The 11,654-nt window shown below is 70.6% G+C and carries 10 protein-coding genes and 1 pseudogene; 3 read left to right on the forward strand and 8 right to left on the reverse strand.

The annotated features are described in order from the left end of the window. Nucleotides 1-31: 31 nt before the first annotated feature. Genes ABD858_RS12600 through ABD858_RS12610 form a run of 3 tightly spaced genes read left to right on the forward strand, consistent with a single transcriptional unit; the run spans nt 32 to nt 1,201 of the window. Nucleotides 32-271, forward strand: a complete 240-nt coding sequence (locus tag ABD858_RS12600; RefSeq protein WP_345036658.1) for a DUF2191 domain-containing protein — start codon at nt 32-34, stop codon at nt 269-271. Next, complete coding sequence (locus ABD858_RS12605; RefSeq protein ID WP_345036660.1) at nt 268-699, forward strand: type II toxin-antitoxin system VapC family toxin; 432 nt, start codon at nt 268-270, stop codon at nt 697-699. Before ABD858_RS12600 ends, ABD858_RS12605 begins: the two co-directional genes overlap by 4 nt. After that, complete coding sequence (locus tag ABD858_RS12610; RefSeq protein ID WP_425586321.1) at nt 683-1,201, forward strand: MFS transporter; 519 nt, start codon at nt 683-685, stop codon at nt 1,199-1,201. The genes ABD858_RS12605 and ABD858_RS12610 overlap by 17 nt, the downstream gene beginning before the upstream one ends. On the opposite strand, the pseudogene ABD858_RS36790 reads toward ABD858_RS12610, so the two are convergent. The 8 genes and pseudogenes from ABD858_RS36790 to ABD858_RS12645 form a co-directional block, all read right to left on the reverse strand. Next, a pseudogene (locus tag ABD858_RS36790) lies at nt 1,131-1,316 on the reverse strand (hypothetical protein); the annotation flags it as partial. The gene ABD858_RS12610 and the pseudogene ABD858_RS36790 overlap by 71 nt on opposite strands. Further along, nucleotides 1,307-2,095, reverse strand: coding sequence for a YlbL family protein (locus ABD858_RS12615; RefSeq protein WP_345036662.1), 789 nt, complete (start codon nt 2,093-2,095; stop codon nt 1,307-1,309). The pseudogene ABD858_RS36790 and the gene ABD858_RS12615, both read right to left, overlap by 10 nt. 22 nt (nt 2,096-2,117) lie before the next feature. After that, complete coding sequence (locus ABD858_RS12620; RefSeq protein ID WP_345036664.1) at nt 2,118-2,759, reverse strand: IclR family transcriptional regulator; 642 nt, start codon at nt 2,757-2,759, stop codon at nt 2,118-2,120. 319 nt (nt 2,760-3,078) lie between these two features. Beyond that, on the reverse strand, nt 3,079-4,869 hold the full coding sequence (locus tag ABD858_RS12625) for a DEAD/DEAH box helicase (RefSeq protein WP_345036666.1): 1,791 nt from the start codon (nt 4,867-4,869) through the stop codon (nt 3,079-3,081). Between the two features lie 120 nt (nt 4,870-4,989). Then, nucleotides 4,990-5,373 carry a type II toxin-antitoxin system death-on-curing family toxin gene (locus ABD858_RS12630; RefSeq protein ID WP_345036668.1) on the reverse strand — a complete coding sequence of 128 codons (384 nt, stop codon included), beginning with the start codon at nt 5,371-5,373 and terminating at the stop codon, nt 4,990-4,992. Beyond that, nucleotides 5,370-5,570, reverse strand: coding sequence for a hypothetical protein (locus ABD858_RS12635; protein WP_345036670.1), 201 nt, complete (start codon nt 5,568-5,570; stop codon nt 5,370-5,372). Before ABD858_RS12635 ends, ABD858_RS12630 begins: the two co-directional genes overlap by 4 nt. A 237-nt stretch (nt 5,571-5,807) precedes the next feature. Beyond that, nucleotides 5,808-7,271, reverse strand: a complete 1,464-nt coding sequence (locus ABD858_RS12640) for an MFS transporter (RefSeq protein ID WP_345036673.1) — start codon at nt 7,269-7,271, stop codon at nt 5,808-5,810. Between the two features lie 319 nt (nt 7,272-7,590). Further along, the gene (locus ABD858_RS12645; protein WP_345036675.1) at nt 7,591-11,208 is read right to left on the reverse strand and encodes an NACHT domain-containing protein; all 3,618 of its coding nucleotides are present in this window, start codon (nt 11,206-11,208) and stop codon (nt 7,591-7,593) included. Between the last annotated feature and the right edge of the window lie 446 nt (nt 11,209-11,654).

Consider the following 11,654-nt stretch of genomic DNA (forward strand, 5'->3'; position numbering starts at 1 on the left):
ATCATAATGCAGCAGTCGTACGCTGAGATGCATGAGGACCACAGTCGACCTCCCGGAGGACCTTCTCCAGGAAGCCAAGCTCCGTGCGGCCCGAAAACGGGTGACGGTGAGTGCGGTGATAGAGGACGCGATGCGGATGGCGTTCGCCCGGGACGCGCCTGCGGCGACGAACATCGTCACCTTGCCCACCTACGGCGAGGGCGGGCTGCGCCCCGGTGTGAGCCTGGACGACAACTCCGCCCTGCTCGACATCATGGAGGGCATCGAATGATCTTCTGTGATGTCAATGTCCTCGTATACGCATTCCGTCGGGACACTGAGGACCACCAGGCACACCATGCCTGGCTTCAGGACCGGCTCAACGGGGACGAACCCGTAGCGATCAACTCCGTGGTCGCAAGCGGGTTCGTCCGCGTCGTCACCCACCCCAGGATCTTCCCGAACCCGGCACCTACAGCGGTCGCTCTGGACTTCCTCGACGCAATGCGTCAGTCCCCTGTAGCCGTTCCTCTGCGCGAAGGTCCCCGCCACTGGGAAATCTTCGACAGGCTGTGCCGGAAAGTCGGCGCGCGGGGCAACCTCGTCCCCGACACCTACCTGGCCGCGCTCGCCATCGAGTCGGGCTCAACCCTCTACAGTTGCGACCGCGGCTTCGCCCGATTCCCGGGACTGCGGTTCACGCATCCGCTCGACGCTTAGAGTCGTCTCGCTCTTCGGCGGTTTCGCTCTGCTGGGCGCGCTGCTGTACGGAGCGTTCGGCGACCGCGTCCTGCGGCGGGCCGTATTCGCCGGGGCGTTCCTGCTCTCCGGGGCGCCGCGGTTCGTGGTGGCGGCGCTGACGGACGGCACCCTCCCGCTCGCCGTGACGATGGCGATCGGCGGACTGGATGCGGGCGTGCTCAACCCCATCCTGACCACGGTCGTCCACGAGCACGTACCGGAAGAGCTGCGCAGCAGGGTGTCGGGCGTGACCACGGCCGGCTGCGAGCCGGCCATGCCGCTGGGCGGCCTCGACGCCGGACTGCCGGCCGACCGGGCCGGGCTGACGGCCGCGCTGCTCACGCTCGGCGGGGTGTACCTGCTGACCAGGCTGAGCTCGCTGGTCTTCCCGTCCTGGCGGGCCATGGACGTCAGCGGTGCGGGACCGGGCCGCCCTTCTGGAGCGACTCGAAAGCGGACACCGCACCCTTCAGCGTCGTGACGGGGATCAGCTGCAATCCCTGGGGCAGTTCGACCTGGGCGTCGGCGCACTCGGCCTTCGGTACGAGGAAGACGGTCGCCCCGTCCCGCCGGGCGGCCTGGGTCTTCAGCAGTGCGGGACCGGGCCGCCCTTCTGGAGCGACTCGAGAGCGGACACCGCACCCTTCAGCGTCGTGACGGGGATCAGCTGCAATCCCTGGGGCAGTTCGACCTGGGCGTCGGCGCACTCGGCCTTCGGTACGAGGAAGACGGTCGCCCCGTCCCGCCGGGCGGCCTGGGTCTTCAGCGGCACACCGCCGACCGCGCCCACCGTGCCGTCGGCGGTGATGGTGCCCGTGCCTGCGACGACCCGGCCTCCGGTCAGATCCCCGCCGGAGCCGTTGCCCGCCAGCTTGTCGATGATGCCGAGCGAGAAGAGCAGCCCGGCGCTGGGCCCGCCGACGTCACCGAGGGACAGCTCGACCTTCACCTTGGACGGGTCCTCGCCGAGGTAGCTCAGGGCCGCCTTGGCCGCGTCCTCCTGGGACTCCTTCATCTCGGCGAGGTTGTGCTGCTCGATCGCCTTGTCGCTGCCGCCGGACGGATAGACCGATCCCCGCGGCATGACGGCCTGGTCCGTCCTGAACCAGGCGTCCACCACCTCGCCGAGGTCGATGTTCTCGGACGGGCCGGTCGCCTCGATCGTCGTCATCCGCAACTGGCCGCTGGTCTTGCGGACCGGCGCCCCGCTGACCGTGATCACCGGTTTGCCGTTGACGTCCCCCAGGACGTCCGCGGTCAGGCCGGGCTGCGCCACCGTGAACGGCAGCGGCGCGAACCCGGCGACGGCGAGCAGAGCGACGACGGGCACGGCACAGATGGCGAGGGTACGAAGACGCGTGTGACGATTGAGCACCGTGCAAATCTAGCCTGACGCGTCAGCGCAACGCGTCGGCGACCTCGCGGGCCGCGTCGACGACGCGCCGGCCCACCCGCTCGGGGACCGCGTCGGCGAGCATCACCACACCTACGCTGCCCTCGACGCCCGTCACCCCGAGCAGCGGCGCGGCCGCGCCGCTCGCACCGGCCTCCAGCTCGCCGTGGGTGAGCGTGTACCCCTGCGACGAGAGGGCGCCCTGGCGTGCCTCGAGGATCGCCTTGCCGGCGGCGCCCCGGTCCAGCGGGTGGCGGAACCCTGCCCGGTACGCCACGTGGTAGTCGGTCCAGGTCGGCTCGACGACCGCGACGGCGAGCGCGTCCGCGCCGTCGACCAGGGTCAGATGCGCGGTGGCCCCGATGTCCTCGGCGAGCGAGCGCAGCGCGGGCAGCGCGGCCTCGCGTACCAGCGGATGGACCTGCCGGCCCAGCCGCAGCACCCCGAGCCCCACACGGGCGCGGCCGCCCAAGTCGCGGCGTACCAGCGCGTGTTGCTCCAGGGTGGCGAGCAGACGGTAGACCACGGTGCGGTTGACGCCCAGCCTGTTGGACAGTTCGGTCACCGTCAGACCGTGGTCCGTGTCGGCGAGCAGCTTGAGGACTCGAAGCCCCCGGTCGAGCGTCTGGGAAGTCTCCGCGGTCACGACGCCCTCTCCTCCGTGGTGAGTGACGGCGGTTCTCTCTCGTGGCGCGGCGTCGCCGGTCCCGTTCGGCGACACACGAGAGGCCGCCGGCAAGACATGACACCGGCTGCGCTCCGCGGCGACGCTGCCACGGGGCGTGCATGTTGGCAGGACGGTAGCGAGAGGCTCCGCTCAGAGGAAGACTTCGTCCAGAATCCGGGCACGAAACGTGGGCGAAAGGCACATAAAACCTCGCCTCGTGAACGCGACCGGATGTTCACTTGCCGCTGTGTCACGGCGACTTGACCGCCGGCGCGTTCCGTTCGGTGCGGCGCTCGAATCAGCGCATACGGGTCGCCCACTCCTGGACCTTCTTGATCCGCTCCCGGATCTGGCCCGCCGTCGCCTCCGCGCTCGGCGGCCCTCCGCACACCCGGCGCAGCTCGGTGTGGATCACCCCGTGCGGCTTGCCGCTCTGGTGCACGTACGCGCTCACCATCGTGTTGAGCTGTTTGCGCAGCTCCAGCAGCTCCTTGTGCGAGACCACCGGCCGCCGTTCGGCCGGCAGCTCCAGCAGATCCGCCTCGGCGTCCGGCTTGCGGCGGCTGTGTGCGATCTGCCGGGCCTGCCGCTTCTGCAGCAGCAACTGCACCTGGTCGGGCTCCAGCAGCCCGGGGATGCCGAGGTAGTCCTGCTCCTCCTCGCTGCCGGGGTGCGCCTGCATGCCGAACTCGGCGCCGTTGTACATGACCCGGTCGAAGACCGCGTCGGACTCCAGGGCTTCGAACGGCAGCATGTCCTGCTCGCCGGTGTCCTCGTCCTGCTGCTTGTTGGCCTCGTCCATCTCCTTCTCGGACTCGGCGTAGGGGTCCTCCTCCTCGCCGTCCTTCTTCGGCCTGTCGAGGACGTGGTCGCGCTCGACCTCCATCTCGTTGGCGAAGCCGAGCAGCATGGGGATGGTGGGCAGGAAGACGGACGCCGTCTCACCGCGGCGACGCGACCGCACGAAACGGCCGACGGCCTGCGCGAAGAACAGCGGCGTCGAGATCGTCGTCGCGTACACGCCGACTGCGAGGCGCGGCACGTCGACGCCTTCGGACACCATGCGGACCGCGACCATCCAGCGGTCCTCGTTGCCGCTGAACTCGTCGATCCTCTTCGATGCGCCCGTGTCGTCGGAGAGGACGACGGTCGCCTTGTGCCCGGTGATCTCGCGGATCAGCTTGGCGTACGCCCGGGCCGAGTCCTGGTCGGTGGCGATGACCAGCGCGCCCGCGTCCGGGATGGACTTCCGCACCTCGGTGAGCCGCTGGTCGGCGGCGCGCAACACGTTCGGCATCCAGTCACCGCGCGGGTCGAGCGCGGTGCGCCAGGCCTGCGAGACGGCGTCCTTCGTCATGGGCTCGCCGAGCCGGGCCGCGATCTCGTCACCGGCCTTGGTGCGCCAGCGCATGTTGCCGCTGTAGCTCAGGAATATCACCGGCCGGACGACGTGGTCCCTGAGCGCGCTGCCGTAGCCGTACGTGTAGTCGGCCGCCGACCGCCGGATCCCGTCGTTGCCCTCCTCGTACGTCACGAAGGGGATGGGGTTGGTGTCGGACCGGAAGGGCGTACCGGTGAGTGCGAGGCGGCGGGTGGCCGGCTCGAAGGCCTCCAGGCAGGCCTCGCCCCACGACTTGCTGTCACCGGCGTGGTGGATCTCGTCCAGGATCACCAGCGTCTTGCGCTGCTCGGACCGGTTGCGGTGCAGCATCGGGCGCACTCCGACACCCGCGTACGTCACCGCGACCCCGTGGTACTCCCGGCTCAGCGGCCCGGCGCTGTACTCCGGGTCCAGCTTGATACCTATGCGCGCCGCGGCCTCGGCCCACTGCTTCTTCAGGTGCTCGGTGGGCGCGACGACCGTCACCTGCTGCACCACATGGTGGTGCAGCAGCCACGACGCGAGCGTCAGCGCGAAGGTGGTCTTGCCTGCGCCGGGGGTGGCGACGGCGAGGAAGTCACGGGGCTGCGTCTGGACGTACTTCTCCATGGCGCCCTGCTGCCAGGCGCGCAGCTTGCCGGCCGTACCCCAGGGGGCGCGGCCGGGGAAGGCGGGTGAGAGATGGTGGGAGGCGGTAGCAGTACTCACGGTCTCCGGTTCGAGGCTCTCGGCGGCACGGGCTTGCGTGGGACAACCGGGCCACCCTACCGGTGACCCGGACCCCTTCCCGGCCGGACGACGCCGTGACCTCGCGGACTGGGACAGGGGTCACATGGCGTCGTGGAGGGCGCGCAGGCGTGCCGCGATCTGGCCGAGTTCCGCCGCCCCGGAGGCGACGTCGATGACCAGGTCGTACGCGACGTCCTGATCGACCCCGGCGAGGTCGACGTCGTTGACGGCGAGGAAGGTGGCGGCGGCCAGCCAGGCCGTGCGCTTGTTGCCGTCGACGAAGGGGTGGTTCGTGGCGATGGCGTGCAGCAGGGCGCCCGCCTGCTCGTACACGTCCTCGTACGCCTCGAACCCGAACATCCGGGCGCGCGGCCGGTGCACCGCGGACTCCAGCAGCCCGGGCGCCCGCAGCTCGGGCTGCTCCCCGCCGCAGGCGAACCGGGCGAGGTCGGTGACCTCGGAGACGGTGAGGTGGCGGGTCATTCGCCGAGCCTCCTCAGCAGCGGGGCATGGTGCAGGGCGAGCCGCATCGCGGCCGCGCGGACCATGGCCGCTTCGACCCGGAGATAGCGGCGCACCGCCTCCTGTGCGACCCCGTCCGTGGTCCGCCCCTGGGCGTCGGCGAGGTCTGCGAGGGCAGCCGACTCGGCGTCGGTGAGCGTGATGGCCAGGGCGTTCATGCACGGAGAGTAGTGGTCGCGCGCCAGGGGAGTCACCCGGTTTCCGCGCCTGGGCGCACGGCCGGGCGGCGTCTCCCTGGTGTGAACCGCCCTCGCAGAGAGATCCCCATGAGCCCAGGACGGGCGGTGCGGTCGCCTCATGGTCGGCATCCGTGACGGCGGGGGTACGGCGACCAGCCCCGGACCGGCGGTCCAGCGCGTCGGCCGCGCCCGCCACGGCACCCCTGGTCCGTCACGTCACGCCATGCTCGTGCCCGGCGCCTTCAGCCTCGTCGCCACCCACGCCCCCACCAGCGCCACTGCGGCCATCGGGAGGAACACCGCCGCGAAGGCCGCCGGGTGGGAGCCGGACGTGGACACGTGCGTGGCGCCCACCGCGCCGCCGCCCAGGGCGGCGAAGGCCGCGCCGCCCGCGGCGAGGAGGACGACGTTGGAAAAGCCGTCGGAGATCTGGAGGGCCGCGGAGTTCGCGCCGGCTTCCTCCGGCGGGGACAGCTTCAGCAGCAGCACGCTCGTCTGGGAGATCACCAGGCCCATGCCGAAGCAGCACACGGTCCAGGCAGCGGCCACGATCCAGACCGGAACCGCGTCGATCATGACGCTCGGCACGGTCGCGATGGACGCCGCGGCCATCAGCATGCCCAGCACCGTCAGCCGCTCCCGGTAGGGCTCGAACCGGGGCCGTGCCTGTGCGTACGAACCGAGGGCCCAGGACGCGCCGCCGACCGCGAGGGACAAGCCGGCCATCGTCGGGGAGAGCCCGCGCTCGCTCACCAGCATCAACGGTACGAAGCTCTCCGCGGCGATGAACGATCCCGCCGAAAGGCCACGCAGGAGCACGACCGACGGCAGTCCCCGCGCCGCCCGGTACGTACCGCGCGGCAGCAGCCCGCGGACCGCGGGCACGAGCAGCGCGACGCCCGCGGCCGCCGGGAGCAGGGAGAGCCAGCGCAGCTCCTGTCCGGCGTACTGAAGCAGCCCGGCCCCGACCGAGATCCCCAGGGCCAGCCCGATCTGCCGCCGGTCGAAGGGTTCGACGGGGGCCTGCGGATCCGCCGGGCCGGACGCCATCCGCCGGATCGCGGGCAGCGCGATCGCCAGGGGGAGGACGACCAGGACCGGGATGCCGATGAAAACCCAGCGCCAGCCGAGGTGCTCCGTGATGGTCCCGGCCGCAAGCGGTCCCACGACGGACGGGACCACCCAGCTCGCCGCGAAGGCCGCCATGATCGAGGGGCGCAGCCGCTCGGGGTAGGCCCGGCCGACGACGACGTACAGTGCGACGATCACCAGCCCGCCGCCGAGCCCCTGGACCGCCCGGCCGAGGATGAAGAGCCACATCGAGCTCGCGGTGCCGGACACCAGCAGTCCGGCCGCGAACGCGCCGATGCCGACGGCGAGCCCCCCGAGCGGCCCGCGCCGGTCGGCCCACTGCCCGGCCACGACCATGCCGAAGAGGCTGGTGGTGAAGTACGAGGAGAAGGCGAAGGCGTAGAGCGGCACCCCGTGCAGCTCGCGCGCGGCGACCGGCATCGCGGTGCCGACCGCGGTCGCCTCGAAGGCGATCAGCAGGACGACGGAGACGATGCCGATGGTGAGTGCGCGATGCGTACGGCCGAGGACACCGCCGCCCTGGGCCTCGGGCGGCGCGGATATGCCGGCGGCGTCGACATCGGCGTCGCGGGGCTTCAGGGCAGTCATGCGCTCAGAGTAAGGGGCGCAGAAGCATTCGTCCCTGTCCTTTTTGGCGGGATCGCGATCGTCCTTTGGTCGTACGACCAGGCACGACGCCTCCGATCGTGAACGCGGTGTGGCAGTCGCATTGCGGCCCCGCCCGATCCTCGGCTGCCGGCCTCCTGGGCGGGCGGCCATGGGGACGCGGACCCGCACCTCGACGGCTTCGGCACGGTGGTGCTCGCGGCGCTGATCACGCGGGTGTCGGTCTGGGCCGCGATCTTCCTCGTACCGGGCGGGGAAGCGCGCGCCAAGGGCGCATCGGACCGACTCGCAGGGGCAGCCCTCAGCTGCGGGTGCGTCGTGCCATCGCCTCCCAGAAGTCGTGCAGTTCCCGGACGGGCATGCCGACCCAGTGAGGCGTCTTCCTTTGGAAGAGCCTGGGGAAGCAGCGGCGTACGCGTCCGGGCAGCAGGGCCTGCTGCTGGCGGCAGAAGGGCTCGCGGATCTCGGCCCGGGGCTGTGTGCCCCGTGGCGGGTAGGGGCAGTACTTGAACTTGCAGGCCGGCAGGCAGGTGGAGCCCGGTGCCGGCGGGTCGGACGTGCCGACCGTCAGCTCGGGGTGCAGCGGGGCACGGTCCCTGGTGACGCAGGGCGGGAGCGTCATGCCCGGCTGGTTCGAGCGGCCCAGCCGGTCCTCGACCTCGTCCGGACGCCCGTCGCGCTCGATGAGGTTCAGCATGACCAGCACGTCGGCGACAAGGCGCTGGGCGCGCCCGTCGAGCGAGCTCCATCCGACCGAGGGCGGGATCCACAAGTTGTGCTTGCGGTAGTGCTGCGGGCCGCTGGTGCGAGCGCCGATGTTGTCGACGACACCCTTCTCGTCGATCCAGATGAAGCGCTCGGGCCGTCTGGTCTCCAGGGCGAGGGCTATCAGGTCGCCTGCCTCGGCGATGAACGGGTGCAGACGTTGCCGGGGTGCGGCGCCGCCGCCCGCGGCGTGGAGGGCCGCGGCGTGGACGGTGCCCACCATCGACAGCCAGCGTTTCACGGTGGGCACGGCAGTCGCACAGCCCTGGGACGGCTCCGGCGCGCCGGCCGGCACGGGCACGCCGTCGCTGCCGTCCCCTTGCGGCACCTCGGCGTCGCCGCCCTGCTCGACGCGGGCGATGCTGTCGGGGAGTTCCCACAGGCACAGCGCGTGGAGCAGGCTGAGCTGCGAGTACCAGCACCGGGTCTGCTGGAGCATGGTCTCCGCATGGCGGATCAGGTCGACACGGCCGCCCTGGTAGGTGTGGGGGTGGCGTTTCCGCCGGTTGGCCGCGTGTTTGAAGCCCTGGGCCAGTGCGTTCTCCAGGGAGAGCGGAAGATCGGGGGTGCCGCCGGACCGTTCCGGGTCGAGGTGGCCGAGCCACTTCATGAGGCGGGTCCGGGCCTCGTCGCGGTGCCCGTCGGTGACGGATCCGAGAAGCATGGGAATCATCCAGGCCCGCATGACGAACTGCCGCCAGAGGGAGACCCGCTCCTCCTGGTAGCGCTCGAGGATTTCCTTCCGCTCGCGATTCGGCCCGTCGTTCTCCCCGGGTGCGGTCCGGGACGACGAACCGGTGTGCATCGTGGCCGACCACTCGTTGAGCTCTTTCCTTGTCGCATCCTTCAGGTCGTCGATCCGCGTCCGGTATTCCTCCACCGGATCGGCGTCGATGCCGACCCGTTGGCGGATCACGGCGAACGCCGGGTCGCCTCCGTTGCCGAACTCCTGGGCGGCGGCAAGACGGATGGAGTAGGAGGGTTCTCCGGAGCCCAGTTGGAAGAGCTGCCAGTACAGCGGCGTGGTGTCGGTCTTCTCGGCGGCCGCGCGCAGAGCCGTGCCGAGCTGCTTCACCAGCCCGAGCTTCGCCTCGTCGAGGGTCCGCCTGTCCCCTCTGATGCTGTGCCAGTTCGCCTGCACGTTGTCGATGACGGTCTTCAGCAGCCTCGGATCGTCCTCCATGCTCTCGATCTCCAGAGCGGCCGCGTAGAGGTCGAAAGCCTTCGGGTCCGTGCGCCGGTCGGCGGCGTCGCAGAGCCGCTGGGCGAGCGTCCGGCCACTCAGCGGAGCCTGCCGCCACAGTTCCTTGGCGCTCTTCTTCGCCTCGGCTCTGATGCCGCCGCCCTGGGACGCGAGCTCGATCACCCGGTCGCGGGACAGCAGCACCAGGGCGATGAGCAGCTCGCGGCTGGGCCCGGGCGGGTGAAGCGTCTCTTCGACGATCCCACCGGCGCAACGCTCCCTCAGGTGGCGGAGCATACGGAAGCCGAGGTACGCCTGGATGATGCTGTGCGGGAAGCGGACCTTCTTCTCGAACCCTTCCACCAGCTGGAGCGCGTCCGCGTCGGCCGTGAACCGGGCGAGTGCGGCTTGGCACTGGCCGATGCTCCCCTCGGTCAGACGCCGGCTCTCCTCGCCGCTGAGCCTGTCGCAGAGCATGTTCCAGATCTGCTCGCGGTCCCACTCGGAGAAGGTGTTCCCGCGTTTGCCGTATCGGTCGAACCTGTGTTGCGCTCTCCAGAGATGCTCGACCCGGGTCCCGGTCCGCCGCGGCAGGCTTGGGTGAACGTCTTTGCCCAGCAGGTCCTCGAAGCCGACCTCGAGCTGGTCCTGGAGCAGTCCGACGCATGCCAGCGCGGAGACGACCTCCAAGGTGTCCCGGCGTTCCTGCGAGGCGAGGGAGACATCGTCGCGCAGCCGGCCCTCCACCAGCGCGTGATACCAGGTCTCCAGCAGCCACAGCCGGAGCATGGAACGGTCACCGCTGCGGGTGTCCAGCCGCTTGGGGTCGAGCCGGGCGCGGTCGCGCTCCAGCATGTCGTGGTCGTGCAGTTCCCGGGCGATCTGCAGGTAGATCGGCGACTCGGAGACCTCCGCCGTCTCCACGATCCAGTCGAGGCGGCGCTCGTCCGTCTCAGGGGCATGAGCCTCCACGAAGTGGAGTGCCGCCTCCTCGCTGAGCGGTTCCAGATCGATGATCGCGGCGCGGGACCCCTCCAGGGGAGTGTGCGGCCGCGAGGCGATGACCAGGGGCAGCTTCTCCTGGTAGGCGCGCTCGATGGCCCGGCGGATGATGTTGTCGCGGTCGTCCTGGAACTTCTCGTCGAGGATGGCCTCCTCCAGCCCGTCGGCGATGACGACCGGTTTGTCGTCCGCGAGCAGCTGCTGCCAGACCCGCTCGTTCTTGCTGCGGGCCAGGATTCCCTGAGGCGCTTCCTCGGAGAAGCGTTTCCTGGCCATCTGCTCGAAGTTCAGGTCGGACTGGTCCGCGGCGTCGCGCAGCCGGATGGGCACCGGGACGGCGTGCAGCCGGGCCAGCATCTCGGTGAGCCGCACCAGTACGGCGGTCTTCCCGACGCCCACCCCGCCGACCAGCAGATAGGGCCTGCGGGTGCCGCGCTCGCGGAGCCGCTGGGCGATGACCTGGGCGACCTCCTGCCGCCCGACGACCTCGGCGGTGTTCGGCCCGGCGGTGAGGACCAGTTCGTTGGGCTTCTTCCGCGCCTTCGCGATATAGCGCCGCTTCGTCCAGCTGTACCACAGGAACAGGAAGAACGCGGTGGCGATTCCGGCGGTGAGCACGGGACCGACAAAGCGGATGAGGGTGTCGAACCCCGCGTTGCCCTTCCGCCATGTCTCGAAGTGGGTCGTCCTGCCCGTGGCCAGGATGTACAGGCCCTCAACGCACCATACGAGCACCAGAACCGTGATGAAAAAAACGAAAACCCTCGTGGCGTTGGTGTAGGAGCCCCACCTGTGCCACTTCTTGGGCCGGGTGGCACCGCGGCGCGCCTCCAGCCAGATCGTCAGCCGGTGCCAGCGGGAAACGAAGGTTTGCCGGGCCCAGGCCCCCGCCCGTCTCAGCCAGAGACTCGCCATCGGGGCGTTGCGTGGCCGCTGCTTTCCCGGCGGGTGCCGGACGACCTTCGTCATCGTGCCTTCTCCCTCCGAGAGGCCGCTCGGCACGGGGAACGCGTACGAGAGGCGTTCGAGGCTCGTTCGCCTCCGGGGCGCCCAGGGCTGCGCCGACGGTCGATCGTGCTCGACCGTTCGTCCCTCGCGGCCTCCGCGCTCCCCCGGCTACCTCCCCCGGCTACCTCTGGGGGTGCCCCCAGGCGGCGAAGGTACCCCCACTCTCTTTCACAGTGCCGATATGCGCCTCCGGGGGTGGAGCCGCGCCCCCTTCGGCTCACCGTCACGGGCGCCGTACGGGACACCGAAGAAAGGCGCTCCGTGGGCGGCAACGGCCCCGTATGCGCGGAAAGGTGCTCAGCGGCCTCGATCCGGCGAGCGCCGCGGCTCGGCGGCGTCCTCGGCCCCGAGGCCGGCGCCGCTCAACGCACTTACTTCCATGTAACCACGCCCGTGGCCGCTCGCAA

It is taken from the genome of Streptomyces sannanensis, assembly GCF_039536205.1.
GTDB classification, from domain to species: domain Bacteria; phylum Actinomycetota; class Actinomycetes; order Streptomycetales; family Streptomycetaceae; genus Streptomyces; species Streptomyces sannanensis.

Bases quoted from the DNA above. Each gene is read 5' to 3' on its own strand.
- ABD858_RS12600 (WP_345036658.1), top strand. From the start codon at position 32: ATGAGGACCACAGTCGACCTCCCGGAGGACCTTCTCCAGGAAGCCAAG.
- ABD858_RS12605 (WP_345036660.1), top strand. From the start codon at position 268: ATGATCTTCTGTGATGTCAATGTCCTCGTATACGCATTCCGTCGGGAC.
- ABD858_RS12630 (WP_345036668.1), bottom strand. From the start codon at position 5,373: ATGACCCGCCACCTCACCGTCTCCGAGGTCACCGACCTCGCCCGGTTC.
- ABD858_RS12635 (WP_345036670.1), bottom strand. From the start codon at position 5,570: ATGAACGCCCTGGCCATCACGCTCACCGACGCCGAGTCGGCTGCCCTC.
- ABD858_RS12640 (WP_345036673.1), bottom strand. From the start codon at position 7,271: ATGACTGCCCTGAAGCCCCGCGACGCCGATGTCGACGCCGCCGGCATA.
- ABD858_RS12645 (WP_345036675.1), bottom strand. From the start codon at position 11,208: ATGACGAAGGTCGTCCGGCACCCGCCGGGAAAGCAGCGGCCACGCAAC.